26 protein-coding genes, 1 pseudogene and 1 riboswitch are annotated in these 23,720 nt (G+C 70.8%); of the genes and pseudogenes, 11 read left to right on the top strand and 16 right to left on the bottom strand.

Annotation, left to right across the window (positions count from 1 at the left end; genetic code table 11):
* Window positions 1–96 precede the first annotated feature (96 nt).
* The 3 genes from AB4078_RS16730 to AB4078_RS16720 all read right to left on the bottom strand — a co-directional run bounded on the left by AB4078_RS16730 (window position 97) and on the right by AB4078_RS16720 (window position 2,320).
* A complete protein-coding gene (locus AB4078_RS16730) occupies window positions 97–939 on the bottom strand; it encodes an SDR family oxidoreductase (protein WP_441978071.1) in 843 nt (280 codons plus the stop codon).
* A 118-nt stretch (window positions 940–1,057) separates the two neighbouring features.
* A complete protein-coding gene (locus AB4078_RS16725) occupies window positions 1,058–1,819 on the bottom strand; it encodes an SDR family NAD(P)-dependent oxidoreductase (RefSeq protein ID WP_441978070.1) in 762 nt (253 codons plus the stop codon).
* A gap of 240 nt (window positions 1,820–2,059) precedes the next feature.
* Window positions 2,060–2,320 (bottom strand): DUF7218 family protein, encoded by a 261-nt coding sequence (locus tag AB4078_RS16720; protein WP_440734275.1) that lies wholly within the window; start codon window positions 2,318–2,320, stop codon window positions 2,060–2,062.
* Window positions 2,321–2,483: 163 nt separating this feature from the next.
* On the opposite strand from AB4078_RS16720, the gene AB4078_RS16715 reads away from it, so the two are divergent.
* From AB4078_RS16715 to AB4078_RS16705, 3 genes are all read left to right on the top strand, one after another.
* A complete protein-coding gene (locus tag AB4078_RS16715) occupies window positions 2,484–2,678 on the top strand; it encodes a hypothetical protein (protein ID WP_440734276.1) in 195 nt (64 codons plus the stop codon).
* Window positions 2,675–2,800 carry a DUF6328 family protein gene (locus AB4078_RS16710; protein ID WP_441978069.1) on the top strand — a complete coding sequence of 42 codons (126 nt, stop codon included), beginning with the start codon at window positions 2,675–2,677 and terminating at the stop codon, window positions 2,798–2,800. Before AB4078_RS16715 ends, AB4078_RS16710 begins: the two co-directional genes overlap by 4 nt.
* A 114-nt stretch (window positions 2,801–2,914) precedes the next feature.
* A complete protein-coding gene (locus AB4078_RS16705) occupies window positions 2,915–3,343 on the top strand; it encodes a hypothetical protein (protein ID WP_441978068.1) in 429 nt (142 codons plus the stop codon).
* Here the strand turns inward: AB4078_RS16705 and AB4078_RS16700 are convergent.
* Complete coding sequence (locus AB4078_RS16700; RefSeq protein WP_440734278.1) at window positions 3,331–3,669, bottom strand: DUF7882 family protein; 339 nt, start codon at window positions 3,667–3,669, stop codon at window positions 3,331–3,333. The genes AB4078_RS16705 and AB4078_RS16700 overlap by 13 nt on opposite strands.
* A 246-nt stretch (window positions 3,670–3,915) precedes the next feature.
* Between AB4078_RS16700 and AB4078_RS16695 the strand changes: the two genes are divergently transcribed.
* Window positions 3,916–4,134 (top strand): hypothetical protein, encoded by a 219-nt coding sequence (locus AB4078_RS16695; protein WP_440734279.1) that lies wholly within the window; start codon window positions 3,916–3,918, stop codon window positions 4,132–4,134.
* Here AB4078_RS16695 and AB4078_RS16690 read toward each other — a convergent pair.
* Window positions 4,131–4,661: a hypothetical protein gene (locus tag AB4078_RS16690; protein ID WP_441978067.1), complete on the bottom strand. Its 531-nt coding sequence runs from the start codon at window positions 4,659–4,661 to the stop codon at window positions 4,131–4,133. The genes AB4078_RS16695 and AB4078_RS16690 overlap by 4 nt on opposite strands.
* Window positions 4,662–4,704: 43 nt before the next feature.
* Window positions 4,705–5,589, bottom strand: a complete 885-nt coding sequence (locus tag AB4078_RS16685) for an SDR family oxidoreductase (protein ID WP_440734281.1) — start codon at window positions 5,587–5,589, stop codon at window positions 4,705–4,707.
* Between the two features lie 220 nt (window positions 5,590–5,809).
* Here AB4078_RS16685 and AB4078_RS16680 point away from each other — a divergent pair, with 220 nt between their 5' ends.
* The 4 genes from AB4078_RS16680 to AB4078_RS16665 all read left to right on the top strand — a co-directional run bounded on the left by AB4078_RS16680 (window position 5,810) and on the right by AB4078_RS16665 (window position 8,423).
* Complete coding sequence (locus tag AB4078_RS16680) at window positions 5,810–6,064, top strand: hypothetical protein (protein WP_440734282.1); 255 nt, start codon at window positions 5,810–5,812, stop codon at window positions 6,062–6,064.
* A gap of 115 nt (window positions 6,065–6,179) precedes the next feature.
* A complete protein-coding gene (locus AB4078_RS16675; RefSeq protein WP_181158297.1) occupies window positions 6,180–6,344 on the top strand; it encodes a hypothetical protein in 165 nt (54 codons plus the stop codon).
* 166 nt (window positions 6,345–6,510) lie between these two features.
* Window positions 6,511–7,236, top strand: a complete 726-nt coding sequence (locus tag AB4078_RS16670) for a phosphotransferase (RefSeq protein ID WP_441978066.1) — start codon at window positions 6,511–6,513, stop codon at window positions 7,234–7,236.
* An 80-nt stretch (window positions 7,237–7,316) separates the two neighbouring features.
* On the top strand, window positions 7,317–8,423 hold the full coding sequence (locus tag AB4078_RS16665; RefSeq protein ID WP_440734284.1) for a PQQ-dependent sugar dehydrogenase: 1,107 nt from the start codon (window positions 7,317–7,319) through the stop codon (window positions 8,421–8,423).
* 11 nt (window positions 8,424–8,434) lie between these two features.
* Here the strand turns inward: AB4078_RS16665 and AB4078_RS16660 are convergent.
* The 3 genes and pseudogenes from AB4078_RS16660 to AB4078_RS16650 form a co-directional block, all read right to left on the bottom strand.
* Window positions 8,435–8,767: pseudogene (locus AB4078_RS16660) on the bottom strand (cupin domain-containing protein); the annotation flags it as partial.
* 59 nt (window positions 8,768–8,826) lie between these two features.
* Window positions 8,827–9,855, bottom strand: coding sequence for a zinc-dependent alcohol dehydrogenase family protein (locus AB4078_RS16655; protein ID WP_441978065.1), 1,029 nt, complete (start codon window positions 9,853–9,855; stop codon window positions 8,827–8,829).
* Between the two features lie 11 nt (window positions 9,856–9,866).
* Window positions 9,867–11,066: an MFS transporter gene (locus AB4078_RS16650; protein WP_441978064.1), complete on the bottom strand. Its 1,200-nt coding sequence runs from the start codon at window positions 11,064–11,066 to the stop codon at window positions 9,867–9,869.
* 102 nt (window positions 11,067–11,168) lie between these two features.
* On the opposite strand from AB4078_RS16650, the gene AB4078_RS16645 reads away from it, so the two are divergent.
* Window positions 11,169–12,065 (top strand): helix-turn-helix domain-containing protein, encoded by an 897-nt coding sequence (locus AB4078_RS16645; RefSeq protein ID WP_441978063.1) that lies wholly within the window; start codon window positions 11,169–11,171, stop codon window positions 12,063–12,065.
* 29 nt (window positions 12,066–12,094) lie between these two features.
* Here AB4078_RS16645 and AB4078_RS16640 read toward each other — a convergent pair whose 3' ends face one another.
* On the bottom strand, window positions 12,095–12,886 hold the full coding sequence (locus AB4078_RS16640; protein WP_441978062.1) for a class I SAM-dependent methyltransferase: 792 nt from the start codon (window positions 12,884–12,886) through the stop codon (window positions 12,095–12,097).
* A 203-nt stretch (window positions 12,887–13,089) separates the two neighbouring features.
* On the opposite strand from AB4078_RS16640, the gene AB4078_RS16635 reads away from it, so the two are divergent.
* Entirely contained in the window at window positions 13,090–13,878 is a 789-nt protein-coding gene (locus AB4078_RS16635) for a helix-turn-helix transcriptional regulator (RefSeq protein ID WP_441978061.1), read from the top strand.
* Between the two features lie 126 nt (window positions 13,879–14,004).
* On the opposite strand, the gene AB4078_RS16630 is transcribed toward AB4078_RS16635, so the two are convergent.
* From AB4078_RS16630 to AB4078_RS16620, 3 genes are all read right to left on the bottom strand, one after another.
* Window positions 14,005–16,146: an MMPL family transporter gene (locus tag AB4078_RS16630; RefSeq protein WP_441978060.1), complete on the bottom strand. Its 2,142-nt coding sequence runs from the start codon at window positions 16,144–16,146 to the stop codon at window positions 14,005–14,007.
* A 373-nt stretch (window positions 16,147–16,519) separates the two neighbouring features.
* Window positions 16,520–18,301 (bottom strand): glycoside hydrolase family 3 protein, encoded by a 1,782-nt coding sequence (locus tag AB4078_RS16625; RefSeq protein WP_441978059.1) that lies wholly within the window; start codon window positions 18,299–18,301, stop codon window positions 16,520–16,522.
* 13 nt (window positions 18,302–18,314) lie between these two features.
* The gene (locus tag AB4078_RS16620; protein WP_441978058.1) at window positions 18,315–19,625 is read right to left on the bottom strand and encodes an MFS transporter; all 1,311 of its coding nucleotides are present in this window, start codon (window positions 19,623–19,625) and stop codon (window positions 18,315–18,317) included.
* A gap of 217 nt (window positions 19,626–19,842) precedes the next feature.
* Here AB4078_RS16620 and AB4078_RS16615 point away from each other — a divergent pair, with 217 nt between their 5' ends.
* Window positions 19,843–20,472 carry a TetR/AcrR family transcriptional regulator gene (locus tag AB4078_RS16615; RefSeq protein ID WP_441978057.1) on the top strand — a complete coding sequence of 210 codons (630 nt, stop codon included), beginning with the start codon at window positions 19,843–19,845 and terminating at the stop codon, window positions 20,470–20,472.
* Between the two features lies 1 nt (window position 20,473).
* Here AB4078_RS16615 and AB4078_RS16610 read toward each other — a convergent pair whose 3' ends face one another.
* From AB4078_RS16610 to AB4078_RS16600, 3 genes are all read right to left on the bottom strand, one after another.
* A complete protein-coding gene (locus AB4078_RS16610; RefSeq protein WP_441978056.1) occupies window positions 20,474–21,277 on the bottom strand; it encodes an energy-coupling factor transporter transmembrane component T family protein in 804 nt (267 codons plus the stop codon).
* Window positions 21,274–22,842 (bottom strand): ABC transporter ATP-binding protein, encoded by a 1,569-nt coding sequence (locus AB4078_RS16605; RefSeq protein WP_441978055.1) that lies wholly within the window; start codon window positions 22,840–22,842, stop codon window positions 21,274–21,276. Before AB4078_RS16605 ends, AB4078_RS16610 begins: the two co-directional genes overlap by 4 nt.
* Window positions 22,839–23,489 (bottom strand): ECF transporter S component, encoded by a 651-nt coding sequence (locus AB4078_RS16600; RefSeq protein WP_441978089.1) that lies wholly within the window; start codon window positions 23,487–23,489, stop codon window positions 22,839–22,841. The genes AB4078_RS16605 and AB4078_RS16600 overlap by 4 nt, the downstream gene beginning before the upstream one ends.
* Window positions 23,485–23,594: riboswitch (TPP riboswitch) on the bottom strand. Its footprint overlaps the gene before it by 5 nt.
* Window positions 23,595–23,720: the final 126 nt, after the last annotated feature.

The raw sequence follows: 23,720 nt of genomic DNA, 5'->3' as shown, positions 1-23,720 counted from the left end.
CCGGATCCGAGCCCTTCAACAGGCTCAGGGATCCGGGCCCGGCCGGGACCGGGCCCAGCCGGGGCCCCGGGAAATCGGACCCGGATCCGCTCCGGATCAGTCCAGGAAGATGTCCGGGAACAGCTGGTCGTCGGGCGTGCCGGGCACGGCCGCGTATCCCGAGAAGTCGGTGATCCCGGCGGCCTCGAGCACGTCCTCCACGATGAGCGTCTGCCCGGTGTACCCGCGCGCCGGCTGGGTGAGCACCGCGTAGGCGGCGTCGGCGTAGACCTCGGGCGTGCGGCTGACCTTCATCATGCGGTCGCCGCCGAGTGCGAACTGCACCGCGGCCGTGGCGATCGTGGTGCGCGGCCAGAGCGTGTTGGCGGCGATGCCGTCCTTGGCGAACTCGGCCGCGAGCCCGAGCGTCGCCATCGTCATGCCGTACTTCGCGAGCGTGTAGCCGGTGTGCGCACCGAGCCAGCGCGGGGTGATGTTCAGGGGCGGCGAGAGCGACAGGATGTGCGGGTTCGGGGCGTCCTTCAGCACGGGGACAGCGGCGCGGGACAGCATGAACGTGCCGCGCACGTTGACGTCCTGCATGAGGTCGTACTTCTTCGCGGCGAGGTCGAGGGATCCGGACAGGTCGATCACGCTCGCGTTGTTGACGACGATGTCGATGCCGCCGAACTCGCCCTGCGTCTTCATGACCGCGTCGATCACGCTCTCGTCGTCGCGCACGTCGCCGAGGATGGGCAGGGCGCGGCCGCCCGCCGCACGGATCTGCTCGGCCGCGGTGTGGATCGTGCCCTCGAGCTTCGGGTGCGGGGTGTCGGTCTTCGCCAGCAGCGCGATGTTGGCGCCGTCGGCCGCCGCGCGCAGGGCGATCGCGAGGCCGATGCCGCGGCTGCCGCCGGACATCAGGATGGTCTTGCCGGCCAGGGGCTTGTTCTCGGTCATGTGGTCCTCGGTTCGTGGGGGCGATGGAACGTCGTCATTCAGGTCGCACTATCTGCGCGAAAGACCCTCCCGGAAGAGCCGAAATCGCGACCTGAGCGCGGTCGGGATCCGGATCCGCTTACTTCGGCGCCATCCGGACGGCGCCGTCGAGGCGGATCGTCTCGCCGTTCAGGTAGCCGTTCTCGACGATCTGCTGCACGAGCGAGGCGTACTCGTCGGGGCGGCCGAGACGGGCGGGGTACGGCACCTGTTCGCCGAGCGAGTCCTGCGCGGCCTGCGGCAGGCCGGCGAGCATCGGGGTCTCCATGATCCCGGGCGCGATCGTGCACACGCGGATCCCGTAGCGGGCGAGCTCGCGCGCGATCGGAAGGGTCATCGCATGCACGCCGCCCTTCGACGCCGAGTACGCGGGCTGTCCGATCTGCCCGTCGAATGCGGCGACGCTCGCCGTGTTCACGATGACTCCGCGGTCGCCGTCGGCGGCGGGGTCGTTCTTCGCGATGACGGCCGAGGCCTGGGAGATGACGTTGAAGGTGCCGACCAGGTTGATCCGGATGATCCGCTCGAATGCGGCGAGGTCGGCGGGGTTGCCGTCGCGGTCGAGCACCTTGGCGGGCGGGGCGATGCCGGCGCAGTTCACCACGATGCGCAGCGGCGCGGCGGCCTGTGCAGCGGCGACGGCCGCGGCGACCTCGTCGGGGTTCGTCACGTCGGCCGAGGCGAAGACGCCGCCCAGCTCCTGCGCGACCTCGGCACCCTTCGAGCTCGGCAAGTCGATGATCGTGACGGTCGCACCGGCCGCGGCGAGACGGCGCGCGGTGGCGAGGCCGAGCCCCGAGGCGCCGCCGGTGACAAGGGCTCCGGATCCTGCGATCTGCATGAGTGTTCTCCTTCGAACCTGCAACTGAGTGCCAGCTTACGTGAGTCTGAGTCTCACCCTGCACGTCATGCACGCACGTGCGGATCCGGGATCCGGCGGCGCCGACGGGCGGGATCGTCGTCGAAGCGAGCCTACGGCTCGCGCCGGCACAGTCACAGCGTGGGACCCCGTCTGAATGACGGGGTCCCACGAGCTCAGCGAACCGCGTGGCCGGACTCCGAGGATCCGGCGATGCGGTCGTCAGTGGTCGCGCAGCATGTGGATGAGTTCCTGCTTCTTCTTGCCCGAGTATCCGTGCAGGCCGAGCTCCTTCGCGCGGTGGCGCAGGTCGTCGACAGTCCAGTCGTCGTAGGAGCCGGATTCGCCGCCGCGACGGCCGACGGCGCTGCGTCCCTCCTTGGCAGCCGCGTTCGAGATCCGGGCCGCCTTCTGCTTCGAGTTCCCCTCGTCGCGCAGCTTCTCGTAGAGCTCCGGATCCTTGAGCTCGGGTTGACGGGGCATGTCGTCCTCCTTCGGTCATGATGCGGTCAGTCGTGGCGCCCACGCTACGAACGGGCCCGACGCCGGGACCACGGGTTTGACAAACGGCGCCCGCTCGTTGCCATGCTGCGCGCTCCCCGTCAAGCCACTGGTGCAGCGGTACTCGTGCAGCGACCCTGCCGTCATGGACGAATGCACCGATACAGGCGCCATCGCCGCGGGCCCGCTCGTCATCGTGCTCATGCTCGTGACAGGCCGCCGGCGGCTGATGGACGAGCATCGCAACGGCCCGACTCCCCGCATCCGGGGCTGGGCGACCGCCGCCATCATGTGCGTCGCCGGTGCGTTCGGCATCTGCGCCGTGGTGACGGGATCATGAGTCGCTCAGGCGCGACCCCGGCCGCGGAGCCATCGCAACAAGACGTCTCGAGGCGGTGGGAGCAGATCCTGCAGGAGCTTCGGGTCACGCAGACCGGCACCCAGATCATCTCCGGGTTGTGATCGGCACGGGCGGACCGGGACTGACGAGGTCCCGACGCCGTTGTCAAGGCCCTCGCCGTGACCGCGGTGATCACCGACTCTGGGCCGAGACAGACCTCAGCAGAGGAGAGACCGATGAGCGAGATCGACGACGAGGGCCTGCTGCCCCCCAACGTGCATCATGCGCGGCCCGAGAAGCCCGAGCAGTCCGACGAGGACGCCGACCGCGAGCGCGCCGCGGAAGGTGCCGAGGAGGACGGGACCAGGCGCGAGGAGGATCCGAACGAGGACGCGATGCGGCACCCGCATGCGGCGAGCGCGAGACGCCGTGGACCGGAGGAATCGGACGACCCGTACGCGAAGCCCGGTGAGGATCCGTACGGCAAGGACGCCGCCGTGACGACGGACCGTCCCGAGCCCGGCGACGACCAGGGACGGGTCGATGGCGAAACGGACGGGGCCGGGGACGACGGCGCCCCGCGTGGTCACGGCACGGGCGAGGCCGGCACCGGCGAACCGCCGGATCGACGGCGCAGCGGTTCAGCCGACCGTCACTGGATCTGACCGCTGTCGTCGACCTGCATCTCGTCGACCTGCGTCGGTTCGGGGATCATCCGGAGTCCTCCGGGAGTGTTCGCCAGCTGGCTGAGCGCTTCGATCCACAGCCTGTTCAGTGGCGGGCGGCGGCCGCCGTGGTACGTGAAGACCATGTTGCACGAGGGGTGGATCCACACCGAGGTGCGACCGTGTCCGATGCTCGGGTCGTCCTTCCAGGTGAAGTAGAACGGCTCTCCGCGGCGGAGCTTGTTGGCGATCACCATCTGCACGTGGGCGAGCGCGCGATCGTCGAGATCCGCGTGCGTCTGGCCCTCGTAACTGAATCTGCCCATCTCTTTCACAGCCTCCTTGCTTCTTTCCGCGCGTTTCCGCTCTGCACATCCCATCATGGCCGGTCCGGCGAGCGGCGGGGAGGCCCTCGACACGCGCCGGCCGAGGATGATACGTCGCCGGCGCCCCGACCGGAACCCCCGCGCGCCCACCGCGCACCGCGCTTACCGTGGCGGCATGCGGAGTCGCACGATCCGCGCCGTGGACGCGGTGGTCTCCGACGTCCGCTGCTGAAGAAGGAGGAGATCATGATTCCCGAGATCCACCTGCTGCCCGAGGTGCACCAGTGGTGGCCTCACCTGTCGGCACGGTCGAAGAAGAGGCTGGAGGAGCAGGACGACGGTGTCGTCCCGGATGACGTCCGCGAGGAGATCGAGCGGATCGTCGGCGAGACCGTGGATCCGTCGGCTCGGCTCAGCGACGGCGACCGCACGTTCATCCGCACGCAGCAGGAGATGGTCGATTAGCGCTCGATGTCGCGTTGCTCCTCGACGTCGCGCTGCTGGGCCATGGCTTCGTGCCGCGCGGCATCACGCGCCTGCGAGGATCGTCGCGGGTAGTCGGGCCGATCGGGCTGCTCCTGCTGATCGGAGAACTCCCCTCCCTCGCGACCGCCGAACGGCCGCCCGTGGTCGGCGAACTCATCGCGCGTGAACACGAGTCGCCACGGGCCGAGGGTGAAACGCGCGCCGGTGCGGAGGACCTCGACGTCCCGGCGTTCCTCCTCGGCCGACTTCTCGACGTTCGCGCTCGTCTCCCCCGGCCCCCGCATCTCCAGCGCGTACTCGTCGTGGGAGTCGTGCCGGATGACGGCGTGCACGGGATCCGTGTCCGGAAGCCGCAGGCCGGCGTGCTGAGCCGAGCCGATGGTGACCCCGTCGTCCGGGATGTCGAACACGAACCTGTTCGTCGCCGAGGCGACCAGCAGTCGGGGGCGTCCGGCGCCCCAGTTCGCGTGGGTCGTGGTCTCGGAGTGTTCTTCCGTCTCGTTCATGACGTCGCTCCTTTCGTGGGTTCCGTCTCGAGGGTGCCGGCGCTCAGAGGTGGCGCCCGCCCGTGACGGGGATGATGCCGCCGGAGACGTAGGACGCGTCTTCGGAGGCGAGGAAGACATACGCACCCGCGAGTTCCGCCGGCTGGCCCGCCCGGCCGAGCGGGGTGTCCTCCCCGAAGGTCGGCAGCTTGTCCGGCCAGCCCGTCGCGGGGATCAGCGGCGTCCAGATCGGTCCCGGCGCCACGCCGTTGACCCTGATCCCGTGCGGCCCCTGCTCCTCGGCGAGCATCTGCACGAAGGCGACCAGTGCCGCCTTCGTCAACGCGTAGTCGAACAGCCCCGGCGACGGGTCGTAGCCCTGGATCGAGGTGGTCGCGATGATCGAAGACCCCGGCCGGAGATGCGGCAGCGCCGCCTGCGCGAGCCAGAACGGCGCGTACAGGTTGGTGTGCATGACCTTGTCGAACTCCTCCGTCGGGATCTCGTCGAGCTCCCCCCTGCTGCGCTGGTATCCGGCATTGAGCACGAGGATGTCGAGGCCGTCGAGGCTCTCCGCGGCATCCGCCACCAGATCCGCGCACACCTGCTCGTCGGTCAGATCCCCGGGAAGGAGCGCCGCCTCTCGGCCGGCCTTGCGGATCCACTCCGCGGTCTCCTCAGCGTCCGCCTGCTCCTCGGGCAGATAGCTGAGCGCGACATCCGCGCCTTCGCGAGCGAACGCGATGGCGACGGCCCGGCCGATCCCGGAATCGCCGCCGGTGATCAGAGCATGCCGGCCGGGCAGACGTCCGGAGCCGCGATAGCTCTCCTCCCCGTGATCGGGGCGGGGTTCCGTCTCCCCCAGCAGACCGGGCTGGTCGTTTCGCGGATCCGGCGGATCCGACAGGGGAGGGTACTTCGTGCGTGGGTCCCTCATGCTGTAGCTCATGTCCGGAACGGTAGACAGAGCGACGGGATACGCGGAGGGGGTTGACGTTCGCGCCTGCGGTGTCTACAGGTCACCCGTCCCCACCCTCCGGACGGATCCTGTACGTCTGCCGGGGGCGCGATGCGCGCCCCGTTGATAGACCTCCGTCGCGCGGGCTGTCAAGAGCAGTGACGTCGACCGAGGCAGGGCTCATCCTCGACCGTGGACGAAGGGGAGTGAGATGTCGATGATGACACCGACGCGCTTCGAGATGCGCCGACTCACGGAGAACGAATGGCTGATCCTGGACGACAGCTTCGACCGCACCGACGCGCGACACACGATCGCCTGTGTCAGCCGCGTCTCGGTCGACCAGGTCGAAGTGGTCTGGCTGCGACCCGTGACCACGAGGACCCGTTACGGCTCCGTCGCCGACGTGCTGGATGCCGTGCGGAGTGCCCCCTCGCAACGGCCGCTCACCGGCGGGCCGGTGTGAGACGGGGCTCCTGCCACCCCGAACCCCTCGCCGTCAAGCCCCTGTGCAGCAGCTCACGTCACTGCCTACGTTGGTTCAGCGGTCGCACCTGCGGCACGCGTGGAAGGAGTCCGTCATGAACATCCTCTTCGTCATCATCATCATCGTGGCCATCATCCTGGCCATCACGGGTGGTCTCGTGCAGTCCCTGAACTTCCTGCTCTGGGTCGGTCTGGTACTGCTCGTGCTCGCCGTGATCGCCTGGCTGCTCCGGTCCGTCACAGGCCGCCGGGCACCCTGATCAGTCGAACGCGGAGGCGCGGTAAGCCGCCATGGACGCCACACTCGACAAGAAAGCGCTGAATCACCTGCTCGGCCTGATCGACGAGGATCCGGAGCAGAAGGACTGAAGAGGGGGAGAGCTGCGACGCCGGCTCTCCCCCTCTTCAGGCGGGCAGGATGGTGGCATGAGCATCCCCGTCGACGACGTCGCAGTTCCGGATCGGGTGCGCGAACTGGCCGGATCCGCCTCCCTCACCCCGGTATGGGAGAACGGGATCGGCGGGCTCACGTTCCGCACCGATGACGAACGGTTCCTCAAGTGGGGCCCGCGACACCTGGAGGCGTCGATGCGCGCCGAAGCGGAGCGGTTGCGCTGGGCCAGTGCATGGGCGCTCGTGCCGCACGTCCGGGACCAGGGCGAGGACGGCACGCATGAATGGCTCGTGACCTCGGCGATCCCCGGCCGCAGCGCCGTGGATCCGTACTGGATCGAGCGTCCCGAGATCGCCGTGCGCGCGGTCGGATCGGCGCTGCGGCAATTGCACGACGCACTGCCCGTCGCCGAATGCCCGTGGAGCTGGAGCATCGAAGATCGCATCGCGAACGCCGCAGAGCGCGGGATCCTCGTGCCGGAGCACCTGCACGAGGGCCCGCCGATCGACCGGCTCGTCGTCTGCCACGGCGACGCGTGCGTGCCGAACACGCTGCTCGACGACGCCGGTCGGGGAATCGCGCACGTCGACCTCGCGGCCCTCGGCACCGCCGACCGCTGGGCCGACATCGCGGTCGCCTCGATGAGCACGGGGTGGAACTACGGCCCGGGATACGAGGACCTGCTCATCGAGGCGTACGGCGTGGATCCGGACCGCGAAAGGCTCGCGTACTACCGCGACCTGTGGGACGCGACCTGAGGCCTCCGCAGTGGAGGCCCTGGCAGGAGTCCTGGACGGCGGGATCCTGAGAGCACGCACCGACATCGGGGGGGGCCATCATGAGCGGGACCAGGATGCGGGGCCGGATGCGCTCCGCCGGCACCCTCGCCGTGCTCGCGATCGCGTTGACGGCCTGTGCGCCGACGACCGCCTCGACCGAGCCCGCCGTCGCCGCGGCACCGACGTCCTCCTCGGCCCCCGGGCCGTCCGTTCTCGTCACTGGGCTGGCGGCGCCATGGTCGATCGTTCCGATCGGATCCGGGGCGCTCATCTCGCAGCGGGGCGACGGACGCGTGCTGCAGTGGACCCCGGCCGCGGGCTTGCACGAGGTCGGCACGGTTCCTGACGTGGTCTCCGGCGGCGAGTCGGGTCTGAACGGGCTCGCGATCCACGAGGACGGCAGCACGCGGTGGCTCTACGCGTATCACGCGACAGCCGCGGACAACCGGGTGGTGCGGCTGCGGCTCACCGGAGATGCGGGAACGCTGCGGTTCGATCCGGCGACAGCGGAAGTCGTGTTCGCCGGCATCCCCCGCGCCGGGAACCACGACGGCGGGCGGATCGCGTTCGGTCCGGACGGGATGCTCTACGTCGGAACGGGTGACGCCGGGCAGCGCGATCGCGCCCGCGACCGGGACTACCTCGGCGGCAAGATCCTGCGCCTCACGCCCGACGGCCGGCCGGCACCCGGCAACCCCTTCGGCACCGCGGTGTACAGCCTGGGGCATCGCAACGTGCAGGGGCTGGCGTGGGACAGCGCGGGCACGCTGTGGGCGAGCGAGTTCGGCCAGGACACCTGGGACGAGCTGAACCGCATCAAGCCCGGCGGTGACTACGGCTGGCCCGACCACGAGGGCCGCGCCGGCGCCGCCGACGCGATCGACCCGGTCGTGACCTGGCGGCCGTCGGAGGCGAGCCCGAGCGGCATCGCCATCGTCGACGATGTCGTCTACGTCGCGGGTCTGCGCGGGGAGCGGCTCTGGACGCTCGACACGACATCGCCGGATCCGCAGCCGCAGGCCCTGTACGCCGGCGACTTCGGCCGCCTTCGAGATGTCGTGGCGGCCCCGAACGGCACCCTCTTGGTGCTCACGAACAACACCGACGGACGCGGCTCACCCCGCGACGGCGACGACCGCCTGCTGCAGGTGCCGGCGAAGCGGTGACCTGCGGGAGATCACCCCGCGCTGCGCCCCGCGTACTCCGCCTCGGTGACGTGCTCCTTCCAGACGGTGGTCGTGGCGGGATCGTCTCCGGCCTCGAGCATCGCAAGGTGCTCCATGAAGCAGTCCGCCGCGGCGCCATGCCAGTGGTCCTGGTCGGGCGGCGTGTAGAGCGTCTGCCCCGGACGCAGCTCGACGATGTTCCCTTCGCGATCGCCCACGAGGGCGACGCCGCTGGTCACCCGGAGATACTGCCCGCGGGCGTGCGAGTGCCATGCGGTGCGCGCACCCGGGGCGAAGCGCACCAGGGCGACCGTCATGCGCTGGTCTGCTTCGTGGGGCGCGGCGTCCCCCTGAGCACGACCTATTGCTCGTGCTCAGGGGGACGACTCGGATCTTGTGGCTCTCAGTCGGTTGTCAGCAGCACCTTGGTCGCGCGGCGCTCGTCCATCGCGCGGTAGCCCTCGGCCGCGTCTTCGATCGACAGCGTCAGATCGAAGACCGCGCCGGGGTCGATGCGCCGCTGGAAGATCAGATCGACGAGCTCCGGCAGGAAGCGGCGCACCGGCGCCGGCCCGCCGTGCAGGTGCACGCTGGAGAAGAAGACCTCTGCACCGTCCAGGGCGACGTCGTGGGACACGCCCACGAACCCGATGTGCCCGCCGGGGCGCGTGGCGCGGATCGCCTGCTCCATCGACTCTTGGGTGCCGACGGCCTCGATCGTGGAGTGCGCGCCGAGGCCGTTCGTGAGCTCCTTGATCCGGGCGACACCCTCGTCGCCGCGCTCTTCGACGATGTCCGTCGCGCCGAAGCTGCGGGCGAGCGCCTGCCGATCTGCGTGGCGGGACATCGCGATGATCCGTTCCGCGCCGAGCTGCTTCGCGGCGAGCACGCCGAGAAGCCCGACCGCGCCGTCGCCGACCACGGCGACGGTCCTGCCCGGGCCCGCCTCGGCAGCGACCGCGGCGAACCAGCCCGTGCCGAGCACGTCCGAGGCGGCGAGCAGCGACGGGATGAGGTCGGCGGAGGGCTCCTCTGGCGTCACGACCAGCGTGCCGTCGGCGAGCGGGATGCGGGCGTACTGCGCCTGGGTGCCGACCGAGCCCATCATCACCTGGTGCACGCAGCGGGACTGGTAGCCGGCCGCGCAGATCTCGCAGGTGTTGTCGCTGGCGACGAAGGATCCGACGACGTAGTCACCCGGACGGATCCGGGTCACCGCGTCGCCGACGCTCTCGACGACCCCGATGTACTCGTGGCCCATCCGCTGACCGCCGGCGCGGATCGGCTCGGCGCCGCGGTAGGGCCAGAGGTCGGATCCGCAGATGCAGGTCGCGGTGACGCGGATGATCGCGTCGGTCGGCTCGAGGATGACGGGCATCTCGAGCTCTTCGGTCCGGACATCGCCCGGGGCGTGCATGACGACTCCACGCATGATGTTCTCCTTCAGATAGTGGTGGTGACCGCGGAGACACCGGTCGTGTCGTCGCGACGGGGACGGAGGGATGCGGCGAGCGCCGCGGAAAGCAGAAGCACAGCGGCGCTGGTCAGGAAGGTGGCGACATGGCCGAGATGATCGAAGATCACGCCGCCGACGGTGGATCCGAGCGCGATCGACAGCTGGATCACGGCCACCTGGAGCCCACCCCCGGCCTCGGGATCCTCGGTCATGGTGCGCGCGACCCAACTGGCCCAGCCCACGGGAGCCGAGGTGCCGAGCATCCCCCACAGCGCCAGCAGCACGGCCACCGGGGCGAGCCAGGATCCGGTCAGCACGAGCGCGGTCGCGATGAGCGCCATGAGCATCGGGATCACGACGAGTGCGGCGTGCAGCCCGTGCCGGAGCACCCGGTCGATCGCGATGGTGCCGAGCAGACCGCCGATGCCGACCGCGAGCAGGACGATGGCGACCGCGGTCGCGTCGAGGCGGGTGACGCGCTCGAGGAACGGCCGGACGTATGTGAACAGCAGGAACTGCCCGGCGAAGAACGCGCCGCAGGCGGCCATGCCCCGCGCTACGGTACGGGAGCGCAGTGCAGCGAACACGTGCGCGGCGGATCGCGGCGGTGCCGGCATGGAGGGCAGACTGATCCACTGCCAGGCGAGCGCCAGCAGCGAGACCGGGACGAGGCACCAGAACGCCCCCTGCCAGCCGATCGCGGCGCCCAGGAAGCTGCCGATCGGTGCGGCGACGACGGCCGCGAGGGCGTTCCCGCCGTTGAAGATCGCGAGCGCCCGCGGCACGTGGTGGTCGGGCACGAGCCGCATCGCGGCGGAGATCGACATCGACCAGAACCCGCCGATCACGACGCCGATCAGCCCCCGGCCAACCATGTAGACGAGATAGGTGGGCGCTACGGCGATGAGTGCGCTGGACACGGTCATCACGGCGGTGAGCAGGAGGAGCAGCGTCTTGCGGTTCATCCGGCCGGCGACTCGCGAGATCGACAGACTGGTGATCACGGCGAACAGGCCCGAGATCGCGATCCCCTGTCCGGCCGCTCCCTCCGTGACCTGCAGGCCGGCCGCGATCGGGGTGAGCAGGCTCACGGGCATGAACTCAGCCGCGATCAGCGCGAAGACGCAGAGGGTCATCGCGAGGACGCCGCCCCAGTGCGCCGTCCGGGTGTTGTCGGGATTGCTCATGGGTTCTACTGTGCTCCCGTGAGTGCCCGCGCGGGAGTCCCTGTCGAGGGGTGTACCGGCAGGGCATCCCTCACGAACACCGATCGGCTTACTCTGCTGTGCATGGACAACAGAGCCGAGGTGCGCGAGTTCCTGATGACCCGGCGCGCCCAGGTCTCACCGGAGGCGGCGGGGCTGCCCGCCGGTGCGAACCGCCGTGTCGCGGGTCTGCGCCGCAGTGAGGTGGCCGCGCTCGCCGGGGTCAGCGTGGAGTACTACGCGAAGCTCGAACGCGGTGCGATCGCCGGAGCCTCGGCCGCCGTGCTCGACGCCCTCGCCGACGCGCTGCAACTCGACGACGCCGAACGCGCCCACCTTCTCGACCTCGCGCGTGCTGCGGACGGCATCCCCACGAGCGGCCGGGCACGGCGCCGCGGGAGCGGTCGCCCGGTGCCGCTGCGGCCGAGCCTGCAGTGGGCGCTGTCCTCGATCACCGACGGAGTGGCGTTCGTCCGCGATCCGCGGCAGAACCTGCTCGCCACCAATGCCCTGGGGCGAGCCTTCTACTCACCCGTGATCGGCGACGGCGGGCGCACGCCGAACCTCGCCCGCTTCCAGTTCCTGGATCCGGCCGCACGGGACTTCTATCCCGATTGGGACCTGTTCGCGCACATGTGCGTCGGAGTGATGCGCGCGGAGGCAGGCCGGGATCCGCACGACACCGCCCTGCAGGAGCTCGTGGGCGAGCTGTCCACGCGCAGCGAGGTGTTCCGCCGGCTCTGGGCCGCGCACGACGTGCGTCGACACGGCGCGGGCACCAAGCGCTTCCGCCACCCGATCGTGGGCGAGCTGACCCTCGCATACGAGGAGCTGGCGATCACCGCGGAGCCGGGCAATGTGCTTCTCGTCTACACGGCCGAGCCCGCGTCACCGTCCGCCGAGCGCCTCGCCCTGCTCGCCTCCTGGGCGGCGACGCACGACGCGGAGCACCCCGCAGCCACTGCCGACGCGGAGGGGTGACCTCGCCCATCCGCGTCGTGCGTGACGGATCACACGCGGCAGAGGATCTCGCCGTGCAGTACCGACAGCCAGCCGTCCTCGCTCGCCGCCCACTCCCGCCAGCCGTCGCTGACGCCGCGCAGATCTTCCGGCGTCGCCGCCGAGGACTCGACGAGCTGGCGTGCGATCGCGGAGTCGAGGATCCGGTCGGCCCACATCCCGCCCCACCAGGCGCGGTCCTCCGGCGTCGCGTAGCACCAGGTGCTCGAGGTGGCCACGACGTCGGTGATCCCCGCGGCGTGCGCCCACGCCAGCAGCCGGCGACCGGCATCCGGCTCTCCCCCGTTCGCCTGCGCCGCGGTCCGGTACAGGTCGAGCCAGGTGTCCAGCGCCGGCACTGCGGGCCACCAGTTGAACCCGCCGTAGTCGCTGTCGCGCACGGCGATGATCCCGCCCGGCTTCGTCACCCGGGCGAGCTCCCGCAGGGCCTGCACCGGATCCGCCACGTGCTGCAGCACCTGGTGCGCGTGCGTCACGTCGAAGCTGTCATCGGGGAAGTCCAGGGCGTGCACGTCGGCGACGCGGAAGTCGATGTTGGTCACACCGCGGTCGGCCGCCGTGGTGCGGCTGAGCTCGAGCTCCTCCGCGCCGATCTCCGTCGCCACGACCTCGGCGACCCGGCCCGCGAGATCCGCGGTGATCGTCCCCGGTCCCGCTCCGACGTCGAGCAGCCGGTCGGTCGGGCGCAGGTGCGGCAGCAGGTATGCCGCCGAATTCTCCGCCGTGCGCCAGCGATGCGATCGCAGCACCGAATCGTGGTGTCCGTGTGTGTAGGCGGCCATCGTGTCTCCTCGCTGTTCCGAGTCGTCCCCCTGAGCACGGTCTGTGGCTCGCCCTCAGGGGGACGACTCATCACCCAGGGTTCCGGTTCGGCGCACGGCGCGGAAGACCGTAGTCTTCCTAGGAGCGCCGCACCCTCGCTGCCCCTTGGGAGCACTCGGCGGCGCCGAGGATCCTGTCTTTCTGAGCTGTGCGGAGGCTGCGGATGTCGAACCCTCTCGGTGACTTCCTCCGTGCCCGGCGCACCGACGCGCGGCTGCAGACCGAGGCGTCGAGGTCGGGGGCGCGGCGTCGCACCTCGGGCCTGCGCCGCGAAGAGGTCGCGACCGCCGCAGGCATCAGCGCCGACTACTACACGCGGCTCGAACAAGGACGCGAGACCCACCCCAGCGACGCCGTGCTGGACGCGCTCGCCCGGGCACTGCGGCTGGACCCGGACGCCGCCGATCACCTGCACCGGCTGCGCGACGCCCACCCCGGCATGCTTCGCCCCGAGACTGTGGAAACGCCCGCCCTCGACGACGCCCTGGTCGCCCGGATGACGATGCTGGTCGACGCCGTGCGCCCCAACCCGGCGTACGTGCTGGACCGGCTCAGCACGGTCGTGGCGGCCAACCCCGAGGGGCTCGCACTCCACGAGGGGCTCGCCGATCTCCCGCCCGCTCAGCGCAACACATGCCGTTCGCTCCTGCTCGACCCGCGCGCGACGTCGACGTTCGTCGAGTGGGAGGAGCTCGCTCGCGGCGCGGTCGCGCACCTGCGCGCCGCGAACGTCGACGACCTGCGGGATCCGCAGCTCGTCGCTCTCGTCGAAGAGCTGAGTGCGCAGAGCCCGCTGTTCCGGACCTGGTGGGGCGGCCATCTCGTGCAGCGCCGGCGGGGGGCCGTCACGCATGTCCGCTCCGCGGACGGCACCGTCGCCGCGCGCCGCTATGAGGTGCTGCATCTGCCCGAGGACGGGATGCGGATGACGCTCTGGCTGCCCGCGCTCTGACGCCATCCGCCGTGCCCCGCTCACCCTGGGGTCGTTGAGCGAGCGAAGCGAGACGAAACGTGGTGCGCTCGCGGATCACGTCCGTCGGCGCACCGCGTTTCGTCTCAGTCGCCTTCGCGTCTTCGCTCAACGACCCCGGAGAACGGGAACCTGATCCGGGGCAGGATCCGAGACGTCCGGATCCGGAGCCTCAGCCGCCGCGGATGACGCCGTATCCGACGCGCGGCGCAGCCGACCCGGCCACCAGATCCGGTCGCCCATAAGGGCGAAGATCGCGGGCACGATCACCGTGCGCACCACGAGCGTGTCCACGATCACGCCGACGCCGACGATCAGGCCGAGCTGGCCGAGGGTCACGAGCGGCAGCACCCCGAGGGCGGCGAACACCGCCGCCAGCACGATGCCCGCGCTGGTGATCACGCCGCCGGTGTGCGCGATCGCCTCGACCATGCCCTGACGGGTGCCGCGCTCTGCGGCCTCGGCGCGTGCGCGGTGCACGAGGAAGATCGTGTAATCGATGCCGAGGGCGACCAGGAACAGGAACGCGAGCAGCGGCACCTGCAGATCGAGCGCGTGCTGGCCGAACAGCGCCCGGCTCAGCCACGCGCCGGCGCCGATCGCGGCGAGCGCGCTGGCGAGGTTCACGATCAGCAGCAGCACCGGTGCGACGATCGAACGCAGCAGGATCAGCAGCACGAGGAAGCTGACCAGGAGCACGAGGGGCGCGATGAGCAGCAGATCCTGCTGGTTGCCGGCGCGGGCGTCGAGGTCGGTCGCGACCGCCCCGCCGACGAGGGCGTGCGCATCCGGGACGGCGTGCACGGCGTCGCGCAGCGCGGTGATCTGGCTCAGGCTCCGCTCCGTGCTCGGCGCGTACTCGCTGGTCACCATGATCTTCGTGAGGTCGCCGTCCGCCGTGGTGCCGATCGGCTGCACGCGCACGACCCCCTGGACGTCCTTCGCCGCGGCGATGACGTCCTGAGCCTGCGCCGCGTCGGTCACGACGAGGATCGGCTGCGCCTCACCCGCCGGGAAGTGCGCGGAGAACACTTCGAGCCCCGCCGCCGACTCCGACGGCACCCGGAACTTCTCCACCTGGTCGAGCCCGACCGAGGTGCCGAACAGGCCCGCCGCCATCACCACCAGCAGCGCGCCACCCGCGAGCAGCGCGACGACCGGGCGCTTCACGACACCGCCGGCGATTCCGCGCCAGACCCGTCCCTGCCGTCGCTGTTCGCCGGGGCGCGGTATGAACGGCCAGAACACCTTCGGCCCGCACACCGCGAGCAGAGGCGGCAGCAGGAACAGCACCGACCCGAGCGCGATCAGCAGCCCGATCGCCGAGGAGATCCCGAGCCCGTGCGTGCCCGGGATGACCGCCAGCACGAGCGTGAGCAGGGCGAGCACCACCGTGACGTTCGAGGCGACGATCGCGGGCATGGTCTTCCGCCAGGCCGTGCCGAGGGCACGACGATGATCGGGCTCGGCCTGCAGCTCCTCGCGATAGCGCGAGATCAGCAGCAGCGCGTAGTTCGTGCCCGCGCCGAAGACCAGCACGCTGATGATGCCTGCGTCGAACTGCAAGCCCCACGCGGATCCGGCCGCCGCGGTCATCCGGCCCGCGAGTCCGTCCGCGAGCGCCACGACCACCAGCGGGATCAGCCACAGGATCGGCGAACGGTAGGTCACGATGAGCAGGATCGCGACGATGAGGATCGTGACGATCAGCAGAGTGAAGTCCGCGCCCTCGAACGCGGAGGCGATGTCCGCGCCGAACGCGGGACCGCCGGTGACCTGCAGCGTCAGCCCGTCCGCTGCGTGCGCGGCGACGTCCGATCGCAGCGCGGAGATCGCCTTCGCATTCTCGGCGTTCGCCTCCGACGCCGTGATCGGAGTGATGATCACCGCGGCCTTCCTGTCCTCGCTGATCACGGGCCCCGACGGATCCGCCGCCGCGCGGGCACCGAGCACGGGGACCAGATCCTTCAGCGCCGCCAGGTCCGACTCGGACAGCGCCGCACCGTCACCCCGCGACGCCACGACGAGCACCGACTGCCGGTCCGCTTGAGGGAAGGTCTTCAAGAGCTCGGAGACCCGGGTCGACTCTGATGCGGCCGGAGCCTGTGCATTGCCGCCCGGCGCCTTGGCCGAGCCGAAGGCGCCGAACAGCAGCACCATGAGGAGAAGGACGAGTCCGAGCGAGACCCACGCACCACGGCGCGAAGTCAGGGCATCGGAGAGGCGCGAGCGCGCAACGGAATCTGCCATGCCTCCAGTCCACCGGCGCGGACTCCGTACGCCATCGTGCACAAGGTTGATCGAAAGATCGATCGAAGGGACGAGACCGGATCCGCCACGGTCGCTGAGCGAGGACGGCGAGGACGACCGAGACCGCTGGTCGTTGAGCGAGGACGGCGGAGCCGACCGAGACGAAACGCGGCACTCGTCGAAGCAGGTCCGCAGGAATGCCGCGTTTCGTCTCGCGCCTCGCGGAGACCCGCACTGAGCGAGCGAAGCGAGTCGAAGTGTCGGTGCTCGCTCAACGACCCCAGGGTTGACGAACGCGGCCTCCCCGAGGGGACGCCGCGTTCGTGGTGCCGGGCGCTCCGAGCTCTCGGAGCGCCCGGGGCGCAGGGGCCGGTCAGTACCGCAGGCCGTGCCCGAACCGGAAGGTCGGGTTCTCCGTGTCGAATGCCACATCCGTGCGACTGGCGGCGACGGCGGCGTCCGAGCGGGGCAGATCGAAGGGCAGCGCGCCCTGCGGTCCGCGCTCGCCGAACAGCACCCGCAGCACGGCCTCGTCCGAGGCGCCGTAGTCCGCGAGCACCGCGCGCGCAGACTCCTCGAGGCCGTGGAGCACGGCCGGACGGTCGAGGTAGATGTCGATCACCGTGGGCACCGACTCGGCGATCGCTGTCAGCCGTGCGTGCTCCTCGGCCGGGAACTCGAGGGATCCGGAGTGGAACAGGTCGCTGAACCCGCCGCGGTCGCGGTCCTCGAACGGAGCCTTGATGCGCAGGATCGCGACGTCGGCCTCCTCCGGGCTCGCGACGACGGTCGCATACGCGGCGAGCGCCTCGGCGGCCACGCCCTCGGCGTAGACCTTCACTCCGCGCGCGAGCGGGAGGATCGGGGATCCGCCGTCGACCGCCGTGTTCGTGAGCAGCGTGAGCGAGTCGCTCTGCGCGTCCAGTCCCTCGGCGACGAAGTCGGCGCGGCCGACGATCGCCTCCGCGGTCCCCTCGTCGACGAACGGGTTCTCGAACAGGCCGAGCCGGAACTTCTCGCGCAGCAGTCGCCGCACGGAGACATCCAGACGATCCTCGGAGACCTCGCCGCGCTCGACGAGCCCGAGCAGTTCCTCGGTGCACAGCTCGCCGCCGAACTGGTCGATGCCCGCGTCGAGGGCCTTGACCATGCGCTGCGGCCGGGTGAGGTGCTCGACGCCCCAGGCGCGGGCGGGCATGTCGGCGCCGAACACGACGACGTCGGTGAGCAGGCCCCAGTCGGTGCAGACGATGCCCTCGAAGCCCAGCTCGTCGCGCAGCAGATCGGTGAGCACGCCTTTGTTGAAGCCGAACCCGACCTCTTCCCAGTCGGTGCCGACGGGCTGACCGTAGTACGGCATCATCTGGGTCGCGCCGGCACCGATCGCCGCGATGAACGGGCGCAGGTGGTAGTCCCGCGCGTCCCCCGGGTAGACCTGCTCCTTGCCCCACGCGAAGTGCGGGTCCTCGCCATCGAGCTGCGGACCGCCGCCCGGGAAGTGCTTGACCATGGTCGCAACCGAGTCCGGGCCGAGCTCGGAGCCCTGGAAACCGCGGATGTAGCCGACGACGAGGCGCGAGGTGAGATCCGCGTCCTCCCCGAACGTGCCCGCGATCCGTGACCAGCGCGGTTCGGTGGCCAGGTCGATCTGCGGGTGCAGCGCGACGCGGAGGCCCACTGCGAGGTACTCCTGCCGCGCGATGTCGGCGAAGCGCTCGAGCCGCTCCGGGGATCCGAGGGCCGCGAAGCCCAGCGTCTCCGGCCATTGCGAGAAGGGCCCGGCCATGAGCGAGGTGAGCGGATTGTCGCTGAACGAGTGCCTCGGGTCGGTGGAGAGCGTGATCGGGATCCCCAGCGGGGTGTCCAGGGCCATCCGCTGCAGGGCGTTGTGCCAGGCGGCGAACTCGCGGCCGCCGGGAGCGGCGCCGAGCAGGTTGAAGTGGCTCATCCGGCGCTTGCGCACCATGGACGAGATCGAGGGGAGTCCGAAGGTCGGGTTACTCTCGTCGAGCTCGGCGAAGGCCGCCATGGTGTGGAACAGCATGCCCACCTTGTCGGCGAGCTCCATCCGGCCCAGCAGATCCTCGACGCGCTCGTCGATCGGCAGGGAGGCGTCGCGGTAGGGCAGCACGACCTCGTTCACAGTGTCCGTCATCTCATGTTCTCCTCTACTTGACCGACTTGATGAACCAGACGCTGACCGCGCCGAGCACGCTCAGCACGATCGCGATCGGGAAGAGCGCTCCGTACCCGAATGCGAGCACGATCGCGCCGGCGACGCCGGGGGCGAAGGTCTGCGGCAGAGTCGCCGCGATGTTCACGACGCCCAGGTCCTTGGCGAAGTTCTTGGCGGACGGCAGGACCTGGCTCATCAGGGCGGTGTCGACGGCCTGGAACATGCCGAATCCGAAGCCGCTGATCACGGTCATGATCATCCACGACGTGTAGGACGGGGCGATCATCGGGAACACCAGCGCGACCGCCATGAGCAGGGAGGATCCGAAGACGAACGGCTTGCGCCGGCCGACCCGGTCGGAGAGCGGGCCCGACACCACCGTCGCGATGAGGATGCCCACGAGGCTGAGGATGCCGAGCAGCGGGATCACCGAGAAGGGGTCCTTCACGCCGAGGTAGTTCTTCAGGATGAGCAGCTGGAACCCGGTGACGGCGAAGTATCCGGTGTAGAGGAGCAGGCGGCCCGTGAACGCCCAGAAGAAGTCCGGGTGCTTGATCGGGCTGACCCAGAACGTGCGCAGGAACTCGCCGAAGCTGAACTGCTCGTTCTTGAAGTTGAGGCTGGGGTGGTCCGGGTTCGCGACGACGAACCCGAGCAGCACGACGACCGCGAAGACGGCGAAGATGATGTAGCCGAGCGTGATCGAGTGCGCGAGCTGGGATCCGATGATCTGACCGCCGAGCGCGCCGAACATGAGACCGATGCCGGAGAGCGCGGCGAACGTGCCGCGGCGGGCGACCGGGACCCGGTCCGGCAGGATCGCCGAGAGCGGGCCCTGCGCGAAGTTGTAGGCGACCTGGATCAGCGTCCACGCGATGATAATGCCCACGAGGTTGTTCATGAACCCGAGTGCGATGAGCGCGATACCGCCCACGATCGCGCCCGCGATGATCCACGGCGCGCGGCGGCCGAACCTGGAACGGGTGCGGTCGGAGAGCTGTCCGGCGGCCGGCTGAGCGATCATCGCGCCGAGGGCGCCGATCGTCGACACGATCGCGATGTTCGCGACCTGGGTCTTCTCGTCGGGGAACATCGCGATCAGCTGCGCCTGCAGCAGGATCCCCGGCACCGCGCCCCAGATCACGAAGATCGCGAAGTTCGCGGGGATGATCCAGGCGAGCAGCCGTCGCACGCCCTTGATCGGCGCGGGAGGGTCGTCCTCGCCGGACGCGGTCGCCACGAACGTGGTCTCGGTGATGGGCGGGCGCAGCTCTTCGGGCGTGTCGGATGATGTCGACGTCATTGTCAGTCCTTGGGGGCGAGCGGTGGGATCGGGTCGGGCCGACGAAGGCGCTCGACGCGTCCTCGGAGCCGGTTGATCGAAGCTAGCATGAATACCGGCACAAATGTAGGTTTTTGTTCCGCAGGCATCTCAGGCGCCTTCGGCTGCGGATCCAGCCGCGGATCCGGTGTCAGCGCAACCCCCGCCGATGCCCGCCGACGCATACGATGGGACACCGATGACGACCGAACGCGGATACACCACGGGCCGCGCCCGGCGGGAGCGGATCATCGCGGCCGCGACCGCGCTGTTCGGACGCGTCGGCTTCAACAGCGCCACGATGCTCGAGATCGCGCAGGTCTGCGAGATCTCCCGCGCGGGTCTGGCCCATCACTTCCCCACCAAGGAATCGCTCATGGAGGCGGTGCTGGAGACCAGGGATCTGGAGGATCGCGAACGGTTCCGGCGCAATGGCTCGCAGGGCCAGGACGGCATCGGGATCCTGCGCGGCATGGTGGACCTCGCCCGGCACAACACCGAGGTGGGTGGGATCATCGCCCTGTACGCCGTGCTCTCCGCCGAGGCCGCCGACCCCGCGCACCCCGCGCACGACTACTTCGTGCGGCGCTACCAGCGGATCAGGTCCGGCACGGCCAAGGCCCTGCGTGACGCCCGCGCGGCGGGCCACCTCGCCCCGCACGTCGACGAGGACCGCGCCGCGGCGGAACTCACCGCCCTCATGGACGGCCTGCAGCTGCAGTGGCTGCTCGACCCCGGTTCGGTCGACATGGCCGAGGCCCTGCGCCGCCGCATCGAGGAGCTGCTCGTGGTGCCCCTCGGGGACGAGGCCGGCCCGCGGGGGCCCTGACTCAGGACGGTCCGAGGATCAGGTGCCACGTCCCGCCGGCGACGGCGACCGTGATCGCGATCGCCGGGATGAGGGCGCCCAGCGCGACCAGCACGGTGTCGGCGCGGGTCCACGGCGCCGCACGCGCCCACGTGCGCGGCGGCAGATCGTGCGCGCCGAAGCCCCGCGCCTCCATCGCCGTGGCGAGTGAGGATCCGCGCCGCACCGCCAGCACGAAAAGCGCGAACGCCATGCCGATCCCCCGTCGGAGCCGGCCCTGATCCGCGACGCCGCGTGCCCGCCGGGCCAGCGCGAGCGAACGCCAGTCCTCGGCGAGCAGGCCGAGCATGCGCATGCCGGCCAGCGCGCCGATCACGAAGCGGGCCGGCAGCCGCAGGCGTTGCGCGAGGCCGTCCGCCAGGTCCGTCGGATCCACCGTCGCGAACAAGGCCACCGCGGGGAGCCCGATCGCGAGCACCCGCAGGCCCGTCGCCAGGGCGAGTGTGAGCGACCCCTCGGTGGCGTGCACCACGAACCAGTCGAACAGCACGGCTCCGCTCGCCTGGCCGTACAGCGCGATGGTCACGGCGCTGAGCGGCGCCGCGATCCAGAGCACTGCGGTGCGCAGCCAGAACTCGCGCGCGCTGAGACCGCACCAGAGCAGCAGCGGGATCGAGAGCACCAGAGCGGTGAGCGCGGAGAGGGCGTCGACCGAGAGGATCAGCGGCAGCGTGATCAGCAGCGCGGCGGCGAGCTTCGCCAGCGCGCTGCGCGGCGCGATCGGTCCGGGGCGGACCGCACGGATGTCGGGCAGGGCCAGGGTCATGCGCCGACCTCCAGTCGCCGCGCACCCAGAGCCCGCAGCACGTCCTCGTCGTGCGAGATCGCGATCACCGCGGTGCCCGCGTCGCGCACCTCGGCGATGATGGCGACCAGCTCCGCCCAGGTGCGGGCGTCCTGCCCGAACGTGGGCTCGTCGAGCACCAGCACGCGAGGCCGGGTCGCGAGGGCCGCCGCGACCGTCAGCCGGCGCTTCTCACCGCCGGAGAGCGTGTACGGGTTCGCCGCCGCGAGCGCGTCGAGGCGGAGCCTTCCCAGCAGCTCGGTCACGCGGGCCTCGATCTCGGCATCGGGCAGGCGCAGCGCGCGGGGCCCGATCGAGAGCTCGTCGCGCACCGTGCTCGCCAGCAGCTGATGCTCGGGGCTCTGCAGCACGGTGCCGATGCGCGTGAGCAGTTCCCGCGACGACCACGAGAACGGATCCGTCCCCGAGGCGTCCGCGTGCAGGGCCGCAGTGGCGCGCACCCGTCCGCGCTGGGGCGGGATGAGACCGGCGAGGGTGAGCCCGAGCGTGGACTTGCCTGCGCCGTTCGGACCCGTGATCCCGAGCACCTCGCCGGCGCGGACCACGAGGTCGAACGGTCCGGCGACCGGGATCCCCTTCGCGCGGCCGACCACGAGACTGTCGGCGCGGAGCAGTTCCTCGCCGCCGTCGCCGCCCGCGCCGCGCTCGCCGGCCGCGCGACCCGGACCACGGCATGGCGGTCCGGAGACGGGTCCGGTGGGCGCCTCCGGTGACGGCGACGGCGCGCGGACCAGCGCTCTGGCCCGCGCCGCGACGTCGATGCCCGGCACCCACACGCCCATCGCGGCGAGCTCGTCGGCACGCTCCTCCAGCACTGCGCGCGGGTCGCCGTCGGCGATCACGACCGTCGTGTCGTCTGTCGCGCCGAGCACGATCACGCGATCGACGAGGTCGATCCACACGTCGATGCGATGCTCGATCACCACCAGGGTCGCCCCGGTGGCGTCCAGCGCCGAGCCGACCGCGCGACGCACCTCGGCGACGCCGGCGGGATCCAGGTTCGCCGTCGGCTCATCGAGCAGGATCGCCCCCGGACGCATCGCGAGCACGCCGGCGAGCGCGAGCCGCTGCTTCTGCCCGCCGGACAGCGCCGAGGTCGGCCGATCGAGGGGCAGGTCCAGCCCGACGGCGGCGAGGGCTGCGTCCACACGCGGCCAGATCTCCGCCCGCGGAACTCCGAGGTTCTCGCACCCGAAGGCGACGTCGTCGCCCACGCGAGCCAGGATCGTCTGCGTGTCCGGATCCTGAAGCACCATTCCCACCCTGCCGCGGGCGCGGTCCGCCGGGACCCCGTCGACGAGCAGCGCTCCCTCGGCCTCGCCCTCGTCGGCGCCGCCGAGCACTCCGCCGAGGCCCTGCAGGAGGGTCGACTTGCCCGATCCGGAAGCGCCGAGCAGCAGCACGCGCTCCCCCGGCTCGATCTGGACGGAGGCGTGACGGATCGCCCAGCGACGCCGGGTGGCGTAGCGCCAGCCCCAGCCGTGCGCTTCGAGCCGCGCGGGCGTTCCTGGCCGTGCCGCGCTCACACCCGCGCAGCCGCGGAACGCCCGGAGGCGAAGCGGCTGAGGGCGCCCGTCGCGGCGAGGCCCCGCGTGATGAGCCACCCGCCGAGGCCCGCGACGATCAGGCCCGACACCGTGGCGGAGATCAGCGCGACCGTGATGAACAGGGTCCCGGATCCGGGGTACCACAGGATCAGGTCGTTGATGCCGCAGGCGAGACCGGCGGCGGCTCCCGCGAGCAGCGCGACGGGCAGCCGCCACGAGGCGTACAGGAAGATCAGGAACACGAGTTCGGCGCCGAGGCCCTGCACGAGCCCCGACACGATCGTCAGCGGGCCCCACTGGTTGCCGACGAGCGACTCGATCACCGCGGCGACGAGCTCGGTGTACAGCGCCGCACCGGGCTTGCGGATGATGAGACCGCCGAGCACTCCGGCGAGCAGCCACGGACCTGCGAGCAGCTCCTGCAGGCCGGGAAGCAGCGGGGTGAGCAGGGCGCTCGGCCCCACGTGGACGATGTCCCAGAGCAGGAAGACGCCGGCGCATGCGACGGCGATCACGCTGGCGACGACGATGTCGACGACGCGCCAGCGCCAGAGTCCCGGACGGCCGAGGCCCCGGCTCTGCGTGCTGTCTGCGTTCGTCTCGGACGCGCGGACGGATGTGTGCATCATGGAAACTCCTCCCTGCGCCGGCATGATCCGGATCAGGTTCGACGGTCGAAGCGCGATTCGCTCCCTCTCAGCCCGGCTCGCCGGACTCCCGTGGTGATCCGCCCATTCTAGCGCCGTGAGGAAGCGGCGGCGACCGCCTCGTCGTGGTGCGACGCAGCCCATCCCCTGCGCTGTCGCCGGATGCCCTCGGTTCGCGCGGAGGGTCATCCTTCGGCGGACCCGAGCGGG

Origin of the sequence: Microbacterium sp. 2MCAF23 (assembly GCF_052115565.1) — a bacterium.
GTDB lineage: Bacteria > Actinomycetota > Actinomycetes > Actinomycetales > Microbacteriaceae > Microbacterium.
This window is presented reverse-complemented; position numbering and strand designations above follow the sequence as displayed.